This window comes from Halomonas smyrnensis AAD6, from assembly GCF_000265245.1.
GTDB lineage: Bacteria > Pseudomonadota > Gammaproteobacteria > Pseudomonadales > Halomonadaceae > Halomonas > Halomonas smyrnensis.
In genome coordinates this window covers 21258-36434 of record NZ_AJKS02000018.1, presented here as the reverse complement: position 1 = coordinate 36434, position 15177 = coordinate 21258, and the positions used below count along the sequence as shown (strand labels likewise).

The window sequence follows — 15177 nt, the reverse complement described above, 5'->3', positions numbered from 1 at the left end:
GGTCAGCCCCGTGCTCAGGCACACCACAGTCAACACCTTCATAACCACAAGGTTTACATGTAAGGTATGCGCCATCCGGCCGCCGGTGCCTTGCGTGCATCGGCGGCGCCCTACACGCATGCCCCGGAGGCCCGATGACATCCCCCGTCTGGCACCCCTACTCCCATCTCAAGACCCAGACCCCGTCACCCAAGGTGGTCGGCGGCGACGGGCCGCGCTTCACCCTGGACACCGGCGAGTCGCTGCTCGACGCCACCTGCTCCTGGTGGTGCATGATCCACGGCTATCGCCATCCGCGGCTGGTCGAGGCCATCCAGCGCCAGGCCGACGAGCTGTGCCACGTGATGCTGGGCGGGCTGACCCACGAGCCGGCCGACCGCCTGGCCCGCGAGCTGGTGCGCGTCACGCCGGAGGGGCTGAACCACGTGTTCTTCTCCGACAGCGGCTCGGTGGGCATGGAGGTGGCCATGAAGATGGCCGTGCAGTACCACTACCTACGCGGCAAGCCGGCCAAGCACCGCATGCTGACGCTGATGAAGGCCTACCACGGCGATACCGCCGGCTGTATGGCGGTGTGCGATCCCGAGGAGGGCATGCACTCGCTGTTCGCGGGCTTCCTGCCGCAGCACCACTTCGCCCCCGCGCCCACCGCCGGCTTCGACGCCAGCCGCGACGAGGTGCAGGCCGATCTCGACGCCCTACGCGGCGTGCTGGAGGCCCATCACGAGGAGATCGGCGCGCTGCTGATGGAGCCGCTGCTGCAGGCGGCCGGCGGGCTCAACATGACCTCGCCCCACTACCTGCGCGGCGCCCGCGAGCTGTGCGACGAGTTCGACGTGCTGCTGATCTTCGACGAGGTGGCCACCGGCTTCGGCCGCACCGGCAGGATGTTCGCCGCCGATCATGCCGACGTGACGCCGGACATCATGGTGCTGTCCAAGGGCCTGACCGGCGGCTATCTGGGCCACGCCGCGACGCTGGCCACCGACCGCGTCCACGATGCCTTCATCGGCGACAGCGAGCTGCACGCCTTCATGCACGGCCCGACCTTCATGGGCAATCCGCTGGCCTGCCGCGTCGCGCTGGAGAGCCTGGCGGTGTTCGAGGAGGACGACTACCTCGGGCGCATCGAGGCGCTCAACGGCGTGCTGCGCGAGGAACTGGTAGACGACGAGGCGCTGCGCGCCCACCCGGACGTGGCCGACGTGCGCGCGCTCGGCGCCACCGCGGTGATCGAGGTCCACGACCCCGAATCGCTCAAGGGGGCGGCCGACTTCGCCCGCACCCAGGGCGTGTGGCTGCGCTCCTTCGGCCGCTGGCTGTACACCATGCCCGCCTACATCACCCCGCACGACGACATGCGTCGCATCACCGGCGCCATGAAGGGCTGGTTCCTGTCCCGGGAACGCTGAGGCGTCCCGTTCGGCCTCGGGCTGGCACTCGCCGCGGCGGCGTGTCAGCCTTGGGCAAACCTTCAGGGATGACGTGAACCATGAGCCTGAGCAAGACCCGCACCAGCTTCTACCGCCGCCTCTACGTGGCCCACCTGATCGCCACCGGCACCGCCAGCGTGCCGGCGATCATGGAGGCCACGGGCATGCCGCGACGCACGGCCCAGGACACCATCACCGCGCTGGCCGAGCTCGACATCCACTGCGAGTTCGTGCCCGAACCCGGCCAGCGCCACAACATCGGTCACTACGTCATCCAGGACTGGGGCCCCATCGCCCCCGACTGGGTGACTAGCCACGCCGAGATGCTGCGCCAGGCCCTGGGCTATCCCCCGCGCGACCCGGCCCGCTGATCGCGCACCGATGCCCCCCGGCACGGCGTGACGCCTCGTCATGCAAGACGACATTTGTCAGGGGGCTATCGGGTAGCGCAACACAGGCACCCAGTGCCGGGAGGCTGCCAGGCGGATCGATCCGGCAGGATCGCCATCGCCGAACACGGCCACCGCCCCCGTCGACGCAACACCCCCAGGCCGGCGCCCGGGGGTGTTTGACTGTTCACGGTGACGCCCCCACTCACTGCATGCGAATGCCGCCGTCCAGGCGGATCACCTCGCCGTTGAGCATCGGATTGGTGATGATCTGCTCGGCCAGGCGGGCGTACTCGCCGGGCCGGCCCAGCCGCTTGGGGAACGGCACCGCCGCCGAGAGCGCCTCCACGGCGGCCTCGGGCAGGTCTTCCATCATCGGCGTCTCGAACACCCCCGGGGCGATGGCCATCACCCGGATGCCGTGGCGCGAGAGCTCCCGGGCCGCCGGCAGGCTCATGCCCACCACCCCGGCCTTGGAGGCGCTGTAGGCACACTGTCCCACCTGGCCGTCGAAGGCCGCCACCGAGGCGGTGTTGACGATCACCCCGCGCTCGCCGTCCTCCCCCGGGGCGTTCCCTGCCATGGCCGCCGCCGCCAGGCGCATCACGTTGAAGGTGCCGACCAGGTTGATCTGCTGGGTGCGGGCATAGTCGTCGAGGTCGGCCGGATTCCCCTCTCGATCGAGCAGCTTGGCCACGCTGACCACGCCGGCGCAGTGCACCACGCCGGCAAGGCCACGCTCGCCGCCGTGGGCCACGGCGGCGTCCACCGCGGCCCGGATGTCATCGGCCGAGGTCACGTCGCCGCGCACGGCGATGGCCGCCGCGCCCAGCCGCTCGGCCAGGGCCTCGACGCCCTCGCTCAGGTCGCACAGGGTCACGCGGCCGCCCGCCGCCACCAGCCGCTCGGCGGTGGCGGCGCCCAGCCCGGAGGCGGCGCCGGTGATCAGAAAGGCGTTGTCCTTCACTTGCATGGTCATGTCTCCACGGTCAGGGGGCGACCGCCGCCTTGTCGGCGGCGTCCGCGCGCAGCTTGAAGCGCTGGATCTTGCCGCTGGGGGTCTTGGGCAGGGCGTCGACGAACTCGATCGCCCGCGGGAAGGCGTGGGTCGAGAGCCGCTCGCGCACCTGCTGGCGAATCTCCTCGGCCAGCGACTCGCTGGGCTCATGCTCGTCGCGCAGCACCACGTAGGCGCGGATGATCTCGCCGCGCAGCGCGTCGGGCTGGCCGACGGCGGCGGACTCGGCCACCGCCGGGTGCGTCAGCACGGAGTTCTCCACGTCGGTGGGGCCGACGCGATAGCCCGAGGTGGTGATGATGTCGTCGTTGCGCCCGGCGAACTGGAAGGTGCCGTCCTCGTGGCCGATCACCACGTCGCCGGTCAGGTAGTAGCCGTCGATGAAGGGATCCTTCTCCTGCCAGGTATAGCCGGCGAAGAAGTGCGCCGGCGAGCGGGCGATGTCCACCGCCAGCACCCCGGGCTCACCCGGCGGCAGCTCGCGGCCCTCGGCGTCGAGGATCGCCAGCCGATAGCCGGGCAGCGGCGCGCCCATGCCGCCATGGGGGCGAGGATGATCCAGCGCATGGTGATTGCAGCAGGTCATGCCGGTCTCGGTCTGGCCGTAGTGATCCATCACCGGGCAGCCCAGCGTGCGCTCCACCCAGTCCACCACCTCGGTATTGAGCGGCTCGCCCGCCGAGCTGGCGCGCCTCAGTGCGAGGCGCGCGCCGGCCTCGTCGAACAGCCCCGAGGCCTTCATCAGCCGGTAGGCGGTGGGCGCGGCGGCGAAGTTGGTGATGCCGTGGCGCTGCAGGAACTCCCGCGCCACCTCGGCGCCGAAGCCCGCCTCGCAGAAGTGGGTGGTCGCGCCCAGCAGCAGCGGCCCGGTGATGGCGTAGTAGAGCCCGTAGGCCCAGCCGGGATCGGCCATGTTCCAGAAACGGTCGTCTCGCTCGAGGCCCACGGCCAGCTCCATGTAGAGCGCGAAGGCCGGCAGCGCCGAGAGCGGCACGGCCACGCCCTTGGGCTTGCCCACGGTGCCCGAGGTGAACATCTGCAGGAAGGGCGCGTCCGGCGCCTGGCGCGGGGGCGGCGTGGCGATGGGCGCGTGCGCGAGGGCGGCGGCCCAGTCGCGGTCGGCACCATGCGTGGCATCAACGCCACCCACCGCGAGCACCGGCGGGCACTCGGCCAGGTCGTCGAACTTGGCCCGGTTGGCGGGATCGGTGATCACCAGCCGCGTTCCGGCACGCTCGAGGCGATAGCCGACCGAGTCCGGCCCGAAGGCGGTGAACAGCGGCTGGTAGACCGCGCCGATGCGCCAGGCGGCGAGCACCGCGATCAACAGCGCCGGCGTGCGCGGCAGCATCCCGGCGATGCGGTCGCCCTCGCCCAGGCCCTGGTCGGCGAACCAGCCGGCCAGGCGCTCGCTGGCCGTCGCCAGCTCGGCGTAGCTCAGAGTGGTGACGCGGCCCTCGGCATCTTCATGCACCAGCGCCGTGGTCGCCCCGCGCCCTTCGCGCAGGTGGCGGCCGCAGCAGGCCTCGAAGGCGTTGAGGCGGCCGTCGGCGTGATCGTCGAGCCGGGCGCTCACGGTTTCGACGGAGAAGGTCTCGAGATAGGTGGCAGGATCGGCAAGCGTCTCGGGCGTGCTCATGGAAGGCCTCCGTGACGGACGCCCGGGCAACGGCCCGGAACGCCCGCGGGTTGTTGTTATGCCTGTGCGGGTCGCGGCCGGCGCGCCGCCATTATTCCGTTGACGTAAACGTCAACTTGTCGCCGTACTGGTCACGCTAGAGGTTTCCGCCGGGCGGGGCAAGAAGCGTGGGAGACTCGAGCGCTAGACCATGGTCGAGCCCGCCCCACCACGGGCCCTGGCTCGGCCCTCGGCGCACCGTCTCGGCGTTCTGGTCTCAGCCCCGGGGCGCCATCAGCATGGCCACCAGCTCGCGGCCCAGCTCCTCGGGGGAGCGCTCGCCCTCGGGGTCGTACCAGCGCACCGTCCAGTTGAGCGCGCCCATCACGAAGCGCGAGACCAGGAAGCGGTCGCCGTGAATCAGCCCGGCGGCCAGGGCCTCGTCGATGACCGCCTCCCACAGCGCCTCGTAGGCATCGCGCAGGTGGCCGAGATGGGCGCGGGCGTCGTCGTCCAGGCGGCGCCATTCGTAGAGCGCCACGACGTGGGCATTGCGGTCGGTGAGCAGGGTCTCCAGGTGGGCGCGGGCCATGGCCTGCAACCTCGCCTGTGGATCGCGGTCGCATGATTCGAGGGCCGCATGGGCGATCGCCAGGGCGTTGCGGGTGCCCTCCTCGATCACCGCGGCCAGGATCTCCTGCTTGTCGCGGAAGTGATGGAAGAGGCTCCCCGACTTGATGCCCATCTCCTCGGCCAGCATGCGCACCGTGGTCCGGTCGAAGCCCTCCTGCACGAACAGCTGGGCGGCCTGGCGGGTGAGCTCCTTGCGACGCGGGGAGTCATTCATTACATTCATCGACATTCACACTAGCGCTTGCTTGGTTAGCTCGAGAGAACCATAGCCCCTTCGGCGGGTCAACGCGCCCGCCGCCCTCCCACATAACAATCCCTATCGGGAGCCACGCCATGAGTGATTCACGCGAGATCGTCTTCCTTTCCGCCGCCCGCACGCCGATGGGCGGCCTGCTGGGCGGCCTCTCCCGCCTGAGCGCCCCGGAACTCGCCGCCACCGCCATCCGGGCGGCCGTCGAGCGCGCCGGCATCGATGCCGCCGCCATCGACGAGGGCTTCATGGGCTGCGTGCTGCCCGCCGGCGTCAAGCAGGGCCCGGCCCGACAGGCGATGCGCCAGGCCGGCATCCCGGACGCCGTCGGCGCCACCACCGTCAACAAGCTGTGCGGCTCGGGCATGAAGGCCACCATGCTGGCCCACGACCTGATCCGCGCCGGCGCCGGCGAGCTGATGCTGGCCGGCGGCATGGAGTCGATGTCCAACGCGCCCCACGTGCTGCCCAAGGCGCGTTCGGGCTACCGCCTGGGCCACGGCGAGCTGAAGGATCACATGTTCCTCGACGGCCTGGAGGACGCCGAGACCGGTCAGCTGATGGGCGGCTTCGCCCAGCAGATCGCCGACGCCCGCGGCTATTCCCGCGAGCGCATGGACGACTTCGCCATCGCCTCGCTGGAACGTGCCATGGAGGCCACCAACGCCGGTCATCTGGCCGCGGAAATGGCGCCGGTCACCGTCGCCAGCCGCCACGGCGAGAACCTGGTCGAGCACGACGAGCAGCCGTTCCAGGCCAGGCTCGACAAGATCCGCGACCTGCGCCCGGCCTTCGCCAGGGACGGCACCATCACCGCCGCCAACGCGAGCTCGATCTCCGACGGCGCCTCGGCGCTGATACTGGCCAGCCGGGAATGCGCGAGCCGCCTGGGCGCACGCCCGATCGCCCGCATGCTCGGCCACAGCACCCACTCGCGTCATCCGAGCGAGTTCACCATCGCCCCGGTGGGCGCCATCGACACGCTGATGAAGCGGCTCGACTGGGGCGTGGACGACGTCGACCTGTTCGAGATCAACGAGGCCTTCGCCGTGGTCACCCTGATGGCCATGGACGACCTCGGCCTGCCCCACGAGAAGGTCAACGTCTTCGGCGGCGCCTGCGCCCAGGGCCACCCCATCGGCTCCACCGGCTCGCGGATCATCGCTACCCTGATCCACGCCCTGCGCACCACCGGCGGCCAACGCGGCATCGCCAGCCTGTGCATCGGCGGCGGGGAGGCCACCGCCGTCGCCGTGGAACTGATCGACTGACGCCTCGGCCCTGCTGCCCCAGGCGCCCGCCTCACGGGCGGGCGCCCTCACTGGCGCGACGGCCGTTGCCTTGAAGGCAAGCGTCATCATCCGCCCCCATGCCGCCGTGGTGTCCCGGGTGCCATTGAGACGCCGCAGAGAGCTCGGCAAGATGACGTCAAGGAGGACATGCCATGCCCCACTATCTGATCTTTATCGGCACCGCGCGCGACTCGACGCCCCCCGCACCGGCTCGGCTGGGCCTCAGGGTGGCCCGTGCCTGCCAACGACTGCTCGAGGCCGACGGCGCCTCGGTCGAGCTGATCGACCCGCTGGAGCTCGAGTTAGGCGCGGTCTTCAAGCCGCACTTCGCCTACACGAGGTCGCAGGTACCCGATGCGCTGGATGCCCTCGCCGACAGGATCGCCGCCGCCGACGGCTACGTGATGGTGAGTCCGGAGTACAATCACGCCATGAGTCCGGCCCTGGCGCATCTGCTGAACCACTTCGGCAGCTCGCTCTATGCCTTCAAGCCCAGCGCCATCGTGACCTACTCGGCCGGCCAATGGGGCGGCGCCAGGGCCGCGGTCAACATGCGCACCTTCCTGGCGGAGCTGGGCTGCCTGCCGGTCTCGGCCATGATTCATGTCCCCCATGCCCAGCAGGCGCTGGAGGAAGACGGCCGCTTTCACGACGACACGGAGCGCTGGGTCGACTATTTCGGCCGCACCCTGGGCCAGCTGGGCTGGTGGGCACAGGCCGCTGCCCGTTACCGGGAGGTGGCCGACCCCCAGCGGATCAGCCCCGCGTTCCGCGAGGCCCCCTCACAGCGTAACGCTCCTGACGACGGGGCCTGACATCCAGCCGCATGTTCTCGGGGTGCACGAGGGCCTGCCGATCCGATTCGTGAGGAATCTCGATCACGGCGTGACAGCGGGCGTCGTCGGGCAAGGCGGTCAGGTTGACGCTGATCGCTCCCCGCTCCCCGCCACCCGGCTCCACGGAGGGGCAACGCCATCTCCCCGGGCATGGGCGTGAACGTCGACGGGGGAACGCCCTCTTCTCTTCACTGCGCTAGGGGCTGCATCGATGGGAGGAGGATCCGCTCATCGCCTCACCGCGGACAGGCGCGAGGCCTTTCCGCGTTCAGCAAAGCGCGGTTCGACGCTCGGGCCGGTTGCCCATCCGCGCCAGGCGCGCGCACACCCGTTCGAGCTGCGTGGCTCGCCCCTCGGCCGCCGCCGCCAGGGTGGCCATGACCCATCCCGGTAGGCTAGCCTCGATCCCGTAGTAGACCCACTGGCCCTCGCGGCGATCCTCGAGCAGGCCGCACTGGCGCAGCTGCGCCAGGTGCCGCGACACCTTGGGCTGCGAGAGCTCCAGGGCGTGGGTCATTTCGCAGACACAAAGCTCCTGCTCGCGCAGCACGAGCAGCGTGAGCATCAGGCGAGTCTCGTCGCCCAGGCACTTGAAGACACGGACCGGGTCCAGCGACATCAGGGTTTCTCCAGGGAGTATCGACATGATTCTACGCGACGAGGGTCGGGGCGCGCAGCACGCCCCGCGGCAAGGCGAGCGGCCGGGGAGGTGCCCATGAGCCGCCTCCTGCGCCGCCATCCCCTCGCCGTGATCGTGCTGGCCCAGCTCTGCGGCACCTCGCTATGGTTCTCGGTCAACGGCGTGGGCCTCTCGCTGGCCCGCGACCTCGGCTTCACCGAGGCCGACCTCGGCGGGCTGACGCTGGCCGTCCAGGCCGGCTTCATCCTCGGCACCCTGGCCATCGCCGCCAGCGGCCTGGCCGACCGCTTCCGGGCCAGCCGGCTCTTCGCCGTCTCCTGCCTGCTCGGCGCAGTGATCAACGCCGGCTTCGTGCTGGCCGCCGAGCACGCCACCGCCGGCCTGCTGCTGCGCTTCGCCACCGGCCTGTGCCTGGCCGGCATCTACCCCCTGGGCATGAAGCTCGTGATCGGCTGGACGCCGACCCACAAGGGGGCGGCCCTGGCCTGGCTGGTCGGCATGCTGACGCTGGGCACCGCCCTGCCCCACCTGCTGCGGGGCTCGACCCCGGGGCTGCCGTGGGCGTGGCCGCTGCTCGGCGCCTCGCTGCTGGCGCTGGCGGGTGGCGCGGCCATCTACCGCCTCGGCGACGGTCCGCACCTGCCACCCCCGGCCGGCCCCACCCGGCTGCGGGAGGGCCTGGCGGGACTTCGCGCGCCGCGCTTTCGTGCCGTGGCGGGTGGCTACTTCGGGCACTGCTGGGAGCTCTACGCCCTGTGGATGCTGACGCCCTTCCTGGTGGCGAGAGAGCTTGAGCGCCTGGCGGCCCCCATGGACCTGGTGCCGTGGCTCGCCTTCGGGGTCATCGCCCTGGGGCTGGTCGGCTGCGTGGGGGGCGGCGAGCTGAGCCGCCGGCTGGGCAGCCTCTGGGTCGCCCGGTGGGCGCTGGCCGTCTCGGGGCTGACCTGCCTGGCCTACCCGCTGCTGGCCTGGGCGCCGCCCGGCCTGCTGCTCGCGCTGCTCGCCGTCTGGGGGCTCACGGTGATCGCCGACTCGCCCCAGTTCTCGGCCCTGGCCGCGGCCACCGCGCCCCACGCCCGGGTCGGCTCGACGCTCTCGGTGATGAACGCCGTGGGCTTCGCCCTGACCCTCCCGGCGATCTCGCTGACCTCGAGCCTGTGGGCCGCCCAGGGCCCCTGGGTGCTGTGGTGGCTGCTGCCGGGGCCGGCGCTGGGGCTCTGGGCGCTGCGTGGCCTGACCGAGACCGCGCCCCGACAGGCACCGCGCGCCGCCCCCTGAGCGGCTCGCGCCCCGACCTCAGCGGGGCGTGGCCTCCCGCGGCAGGGCCAGGGCCATCAGCGCACTGGCGGCCACCAGGGCGGACGAGATCCCGAGGCAGGCGGCGAGCCCGAAGGCCTGGTAGACCCAGCCGGAGAGCAGCGTGCCGGCGAGGCGGCCCATGGCGTTGGCCATGTAGTAGAAGCCCACGTCCATGGAGACCCCGTCGGCGCGGGCATAGTGGACGATCAGGTAGCTGTGCCAGCTCGAGTTGACCGCGAACAGCACGCCGAAGGCGAGCAGCCCCACCACCAGCCAACCCACCTGGGCCAGCGGCAGCAGCGCCAGCAGGGCCGGCAGGCCGGCCAACGCCAGGGCCCAGAAGGCGGTGATCCCCCGAGCGCCGCCCTTGACCAGGCCGGTCAGGCGCGGCGCCTGGGTCTGGACGCCCCCGTAGCCGATCACCCACAGCGCCAGCAGGCCGCCCACGGTCCAGTGGCTCCAGCCATGCTGGTCGTAGAGGAAGACCGGCAAGGCCACCACGAACCAGACATCCCGCGAGGCAAACAGGCACAGGCGAGCCGCCGACAGGACGTTGATCGCCTTCGAGGTGGAGAACATCTCGCCGAACGCCGGCTTGCGCTTCTGCCGCCCCAGATCGGCCTTGAGCCGCACGAGCGACAGCACCAGCACGCCCGCCAGCATCAGCGCCATGGCGATCACGGCGCCACGGAAGCCGATCAGGGTCAGCAGCACCCCGCCCAGGAAGAAGCCGGCGCCCTTGAGCGCGTTCTTGGAGCCGGTCAGGATCGCCACCCAGCGATAGAGCGCGGAGCCGGCACTGGGGCTGTCCTTGGGCACCAGCACCTTGACCGCGCTCTTGGCGCTCATCTTGTTGAGGTCCTTGGCGATCCCCGACAGCGCCTGGGCGGCCATGACCCAGGGCACCGTCAGCGCCGTGGCCGGCACCATCAGCATGGCCAGCGCCACGATCTGCAGCCCTAGCCCCATGTTCATGGTGCGGTTCAGCCCGAGCCTCGCCCCGAGCCAGCCGCCCACCAGGTTGGTGATCACGCCGAAGGCCTCGTAGAAGAGGAACAGCAGTGCCACCTCCAGCGGCGAGTAGCCCAGCTGGTGGAAATGCAGCACCACCAGCATGCGCAGGGCACCGTCGGTGAGGGTGAAGGCCCAGTAGTTGCCGGTGATCAGCAGATACTGGCGCACCTCGAAGGGCAACGCCTTCAGCCGGGCGATGACCTCAGACATCGGCCGTCGACTCCCTGCCGACCGTCGCTCGTCCTGCCTTGAGCGCCAGCTCGACGGTGCGGTTGGCGTAGCCCCACTCGTTGTCGTACCAGGCGTAGAGCTTCAGCTGGGTGCCGTTGACCACCATGGTGGACGGGGCGTCGACGATGGCGCTGCGCGGGTCGGTGCGATAGTCGATGGAGACCAGCGGGCGCGCCTCATAGCCGAGGATGCCGGCGAGCGGGCCCTCCGCCGCGGCCTTGAGCGCCGCATTGACCGCCTCCACCGTGGTCTCGCGCTCGAGCTCGAAGACCATATCGGTCAGCGAGGCGTTGGCCAGCGGCACGCGGACGGCATGGCCGTTCAGCTTGCCCTCGAGCTCGGGGAAGATGGCGGTGATGGCCTTGGCCGAGCCGGTGGTGGTCGGGATCAGGCTCATGCCGCAGGCCCGGGCGCGACGCAGGTCCTTGTGGGGGGCGTCGAGGATGGTCTGGGTGTTGGTGATGTCGTGCACCGTGGTCATGGAGCCGTGGCGGATGCCGAAGGTCTCCTGAATCACCTTGACCACCGGGGCCAGGCAGTTGGTGGTGCAGCTCGCGGCGGTGACGATGCGATGGCGAGCGGGATCGAAGGCGCCGTCGTTGACGCCCATCACCACGTTGAGCACGCCGTCCTCCTTGACCGGCGCGCTGACCACCACCCGGTCCACGCCCTGGTCGAGGTAGGCCTGGAGCTTGTCGGTGGTCTTCATGTGGCCGGAGCACTCCAGGGCCACGTCGCAGCCGGACCAGTCGGCGGCGGCGATGGTGTCATGGCCGCTGAAGGCGATGCGTCGGCCGTCGATCACCAGCGCCTCGGCCTCGGCCTGGATGCCCTGCCCCGGGGACCAGTGGCCGTGCACCGAGTCGAATTCCAGCAGGTGGGCGAAGGTGGCGGCGTCGCCGCCCGGGTCGTTGAGGCGTGCGATGACCACCTCGCCGGCCTCGACGCGCGGCCACAGGCTGCGCAGCGCGAGACGGCCGATGCGGCCGAAGCCGTTGATGCCGATGGACAGGGTCATGGGTCGCTCTCCTGATCGTGAATGATGTCGTCGCCAATATATATGACAAACCATATATATTCGAGATCGATGACACCTCGATGACAGCCGCAAACGACGACGGGGAGGCCACTGGCCTCCCCGTCGAACCGTCACACGCGCGTGGCGCTTAGCCGTAGCGGCCGGTGATGTAGTCCTCGGCCTTCTTGGTGGCCGGGTTGGAGAACATGGTCTGGGTATCGTTGTACTCGATCAGCTCGCCCAGGTGGAAGAAGGCGGTGTAGTCGGCGACCCGCGCGGCCTGCTGCATGTTGTGAGTCACGGTGATGATGGTGAACTGCTGCTTCAGCTTGTCCATCAGGTCCTCGATGGTCGCCGTGGAGATCGGGTCCAGGGCCGAGGTCGGCTCGTCCATCAGGATGACCTCGGGCTGGACCGCGATGGCCCGGGCGATGCACAGGCGCTGCTGCTGGCCGCCGGACAGCGAGGTGCCGGGCTCGTAGAGCTTGTCCTTGACCTCTTCCCACAGGCCGGCGTCACGCAGCGCGCGCTCCACCAGCTCGTCGACGTCGGCCTTGCGGCTCACCAGGTCGTGCATGCGCGGCGCGTAGGCGACGTTGTCGTAGATCGACTTGGGGAAGGGATTCGGCTTCTGGAACACCATGCCGACCCGGCGTCGCAGGGCCACCTCGTCCATCTTGGGCTCGTTGACGTCGCGACCGTCCATCGAGATCAGGCCCTCGATGCGCACGCTGGGGATCAGGTCGTTCATGCGGTTGAGGCAACGCAGGAAGGTCGACTTGCCGCAGCCGGACGGCCCGATCAGCGCCGTGACGTTCTTCTGGAAGACGTCGACGTTGATGTTCTTGAGGGCCTGGTTGTCGCCATACCAGAGGTTCAGGTCGCGCACTCGCACGCTCAGCTCGTGATTGGCGTTCTCGTTGCGTACCACCGGTTCACCGGCACTGTGTCCGCTCATGGGGCCCATCTTCCGCTCGGAAACGTGAATGTTCATCTTGGCATATCCTGTGTCTGGCCGCGGGACTTACCAGCGACGCTCGAATTTCTTGCGCAGCACCACGGCGGTGGCGTTGAGAGAGATCAGCACGGCCAGCAGCACCAGAATGCCTCCCGATGTCTTCTCGATAAAGGCGCGCTCGGGCTCACCCGCCCAGGTGAAGATCTGCGCCGGCAGCACCGTGGCCGCCTCGCTGAAGGACGCGGCGACGTCGGGAATGAAGGCCACCATGCCGACGATGATCAGCGGCGCGGTCTCGCCCATGGCCTGGGCCAGGCCGATGATCGAGCCGGTCATGATGCCCGGCAGGGCCAGCGGCAGGACATGGTCGCGCACCACCTGCCAGCGCGAGCAGCCGACCCCGAAGGCGGCGTGGCGGATGGAATCCGGCACGCTGCGCAGCGCGGTGCGGGTGGAGATGATGATCACCGGCAGCGTCATCAGCGCCAGCGTCAGGCCGCCGACCACCGGCGAGGAGCGCGGCACGCCGAAGAAATTGATGAAGATCGCCAGGCCCAGCAGACCGAACAGGATCGAGGGGATCGCCGCCAGGTTGTTGATGTTGATCTCGATCAGCTGGGTGAAGCGGTTGTCCGGGGCGAATTCCTCGAGGTACACCGCGGTCATCACGCCGATCGGGAAGGACACCGCCAGCGTCACCAGCAGGGTCATCACCGTGCCCATGGCCGCCGAGGCGATGCCGGCGAGCTCCGGCATCTTGGAATCGCCGCTGGTGAAGAAGGTGGTGTTGAAGCGCAGCTCGGCGCGGCCCTCGGCCTGCAGCCGGTCCACCACCTCCTGCTCGCTGTCGCTCAGGCGGGTGTGATGCCCCTTGAGGTACTGATCGACCTGGCTGTCGGCCAGCACCCACTCCATGCGCGTGGTGCCGAGCAGCTCGGCGTTGTCTTCCATGCGGCCGGGAATCAGGCGCAGGTAGCCGCGGCTGACCAGCGGGCGCACGTCCTCCTGGACGGCGGCCAGCGGCAGCTGGCTGGCCTGCTCGCTGTAGTCGACCTCGACCTGGATCTGGGCCTGCTGAAAGGCCGGCAGGCCCTTGATCATCATGTCGGTGAAGAACAGCACCAGGAACAGCCCGGCCAGGCCCAGGGCCCCCATGGACATCCACTTCAGGCGCGCGGACTTGCGGTGACGACGCCGGAGCTGGGCGCTGATCTCGTCGAAGGATTGGCTCATCGGAAAAAGCTCCCAGCGTTAAAGGTTGTTGATCCGGTACTTCTCGCGGAACCGGCGAATCATGATCACCGAGACCAGATTCAGCGACAGGGTCACCACGAACAGCACCAGGCCCAGGGCGAAGGCCGACAGCGTCTCGGCGCTGGCGAATTCCTGGTCGCCGGTCAGGGCGGCGACGATGCGCACCGTCACCGTGGTCATGTCCTCGAACGGGTTGGCCGTGAGGTTGGGGCGCATGCCGGCGGCCATGACCACGATCATGGTCTCGCCCAGCGCCCGGGACACCGCCAGCAGCGAGGCCGAGATGATGCCCGGCAGGGCCGCCGGGACCACCACGTCGCGGATGGTCTCGCCCTTGGTCATGCCCAGCGCCAGCGACCCCTGACGCATGCTGTCCGGCACCGAGTTGATGACGTCGTCGGACAGCGAGGAGATGAAGGGGATGATCATGATGCCCATCACGATGCCGGGGGCCAGGGCGTTGTTGAACGAGGCATCGATGCCGAAGAACCCGGCCACGTCGACGATGATCGGCGCCACGGTGATGGCGGCGAAGAAGCCGTAGACCACGGTCGGGATGCCGGCCAGGACCTCGAGCACCGGCTTGGCCAGGGTGCGCACTCGCTGCGGGGCGAACTCGGCCATGTAGATGGCCGACAGCAGGCCGACCGGAATCGCCACCAGCATGGCGATGGCGGTGATCATGAAGGTACCGGCGAACAGCGGAATCGAACCGAACTGGGCGGCGCTTGCCCCCTCCTCCGCTCGGCCCGCGGCGGCGAGGAAGCTCGCACCCGGATTCCAGGTGGTGCCGGTAATGAAGTCCCAGAAGCTCTGCATCTGGAAGAAGCGGATGGCCTCTCCCACGATGGAGATCAGGATCCCGAAGGTGGTGAAGATCGAGATCAGGGCGGCGCCGGCCAGGAAGAAGCGGATGACGCTCTCGATGGCCTTGCGCGCATGAAAGTCCGGACGCACCAGGGCGATGCCCATGGCCAGACCGGCGCAGCCGACGACCAGGCTGGCGGCCAGCAGATACAGCGTGGGAATCTCGGCGCCCAGGAGCAGCATGGCGAACGCGCCCACCACGCCGACGGCGATGGCCGGGCCGGCGCTGGACAGCACGCTGAACCAGGCATATTGGTCGGGCTGGGCGTGCATGGCGGCGCCGGCGGCGCGCACCCTGGAGGCCTTGGCCCGCCCCAGGAAATAGGCTATCAGACCCAGCACCAGCAGGGTGCCGCAGAACAGAGCGAGGATTTGGTTGGTCTGCATAGTTGACTCTCGTCTGAATGAATCCGCGGGGACCGGCGAG

The 15177-nt window shown here is 69.6% G+C and carries 15 protein-coding genes; 5 read left to right on the top strand and 10 right to left on the bottom strand.

Annotated features, from left to right (window positions below; genetic code table 11):
- Positions 1 to 134 precede the first annotated feature (134 nt).
- Both bioA and UYS_RS0214840 read left to right on the top strand, forming a co-directional pair.
- Positions 135 to 1412: an adenosylmethionine--8-amino-7-oxononanoate transaminase gene (gene bioA, locus UYS_RS0214845; protein ID WP_016856313.1), complete on the top strand. Its 1278-nt coding sequence runs from the start codon at positions 135 to 137 to the stop codon at positions 1410 to 1412.
- 80 nt (positions 1413 to 1492) lie between these two features.
- On the top strand, positions 1493 to 1804 hold the full coding sequence (locus UYS_RS0214840) for a winged helix-turn-helix domain-containing protein (protein ID WP_016856312.1): 312 nt from the start codon (positions 1493 to 1495) through the stop codon (positions 1802 to 1804).
- Between the two features lie 223 nt (positions 1805 to 2027).
- Here UYS_RS0214840 and UYS_RS0214835 read toward each other — a convergent pair whose 3' ends face one another.
- From UYS_RS0214835 to UYS_RS0214825, 3 genes are all read right to left on the bottom strand, one after another.
- Positions 2028 to 2795, bottom strand: coding sequence for an SDR family NAD(P)-dependent oxidoreductase (locus tag UYS_RS0214835; protein WP_026068590.1), 768 nt, complete (start codon positions 2793 to 2795; stop codon positions 2028 to 2030).
- A 16-nt stretch (positions 2796 to 2811) separates the two neighbouring features.
- Complete coding sequence (locus UYS_RS0214830) at positions 2812 to 4479, bottom strand: AMP-binding protein (RefSeq protein ID WP_020476700.1); 1668 nt, start codon at positions 4477 to 4479, stop codon at positions 2812 to 2814.
- Between the two features lie 256 nt (positions 4480 to 4735).
- Positions 4736 to 5305, bottom strand: a complete 570-nt coding sequence (locus tag UYS_RS0214825) for a TetR/AcrR family transcriptional regulator (protein ID WP_016856308.1) — start codon at positions 5303 to 5305, stop codon at positions 4736 to 4738.
- Positions 5306 to 5424: 119 nt separating this feature from the next.
- On the opposite strand from UYS_RS0214825, the gene UYS_RS0214820 reads away from it, so the two are divergent.
- The gene (locus UYS_RS0214820) at positions 5425 to 6612 is read left to right on the top strand and encodes an acetyl-CoA C-acyltransferase (RefSeq protein ID WP_016856307.1); all 1188 of its coding nucleotides are present in this window, start codon (positions 5425 to 5427) and stop codon (positions 6610 to 6612) included.
- Positions 6613 to 6785: 173 nt separating this feature from the next.
- A complete protein-coding gene (locus UYS_RS0214815) occupies positions 6786 to 7448 on the top strand; it encodes an NADPH-dependent FMN reductase (protein WP_016856306.1) in 663 nt (220 codons plus the stop codon).
- Here UYS_RS0214815 and UYS_RS18920 read toward each other — a convergent pair.
- Together UYS_RS18920 and UYS_RS0214810 are read right to left on the bottom strand one after the other, a co-directional pair.
- Positions 7390 to 7515, bottom strand: coding sequence for a hypothetical protein (locus UYS_RS18920; RefSeq protein WP_237738479.1), 126 nt, complete (start codon positions 7513 to 7515; stop codon positions 7390 to 7392). The two genes, UYS_RS0214815 and UYS_RS18920, sit on opposite strands and share 59 nt — an antisense overlap.
- A gap of 222 nt (positions 7516 to 7737) precedes the next feature.
- Entirely contained in the window at positions 7738 to 8088 is a 351-nt protein-coding gene (locus UYS_RS0214810; protein WP_016856305.1) for a metalloregulator ArsR/SmtB family transcription factor, read from the bottom strand.
- Positions 8089 to 8184: 96 nt separating this feature from the next.
- On the opposite strand from UYS_RS0214810, the gene UYS_RS0214805 reads away from it, so the two are divergent.
- Positions 8185 to 9387: an MFS transporter gene (locus UYS_RS0214805; RefSeq protein WP_016856304.1), complete on the top strand. Its 1203-nt coding sequence runs from the start codon at positions 8185 to 8187 to the stop codon at positions 9385 to 9387.
- An 18-nt stretch (positions 9388 to 9405) separates the two neighbouring features.
- Here UYS_RS0214805 and arsJ read toward each other — a convergent pair whose 3' ends face one another.
- The 5 genes from arsJ to pstC form a co-directional block, all read right to left on the bottom strand.
- Positions 9406 to 10632 (bottom strand): organoarsenical effux MFS transporter ArsJ, encoded by a 1227-nt coding sequence (gene arsJ, locus UYS_RS0214800; protein ID WP_016856303.1) that lies wholly within the window; start codon positions 10630 to 10632, stop codon positions 9406 to 9408.
- Positions 10625 to 11671 (bottom strand): ArsJ-associated glyceraldehyde-3-phosphate dehydrogenase, encoded by a 1047-nt coding sequence (locus UYS_RS0214795; RefSeq protein ID WP_016856302.1) that lies wholly within the window; start codon positions 11669 to 11671, stop codon positions 10625 to 10627. Before UYS_RS0214795 ends, arsJ begins: the two co-directional genes overlap by 8 nt.
- Positions 11672 to 11819: 148 nt before the next feature.
- The gene (pstB, locus tag UYS_RS0214790; protein WP_040478648.1) at positions 11820 to 12602 is read right to left on the bottom strand and encodes a phosphate ABC transporter ATP-binding protein PstB; all 783 of its coding nucleotides are present in this window, start codon (positions 12600 to 12602) and stop codon (positions 11820 to 11822) included.
- 93 nt (positions 12603 to 12695) lie between these two features.
- A complete protein-coding gene (gene pstA / locus UYS_RS0214785) occupies positions 12696 to 13862 on the bottom strand; it encodes a phosphate ABC transporter permease PstA (RefSeq protein ID WP_016856300.1) in 1167 nt (388 codons plus the stop codon).
- 18 nt (positions 13863 to 13880) lie between these two features.
- Positions 13881 to 15137: a phosphate ABC transporter permease subunit PstC gene (gene pstC / locus UYS_RS0214780; RefSeq protein ID WP_016856299.1), complete on the bottom strand. Its 1257-nt coding sequence runs from the start codon at positions 15135 to 15137 to the stop codon at positions 13881 to 13883.
- Positions 15138 to 15177 lie beyond the last annotated feature (40 nt).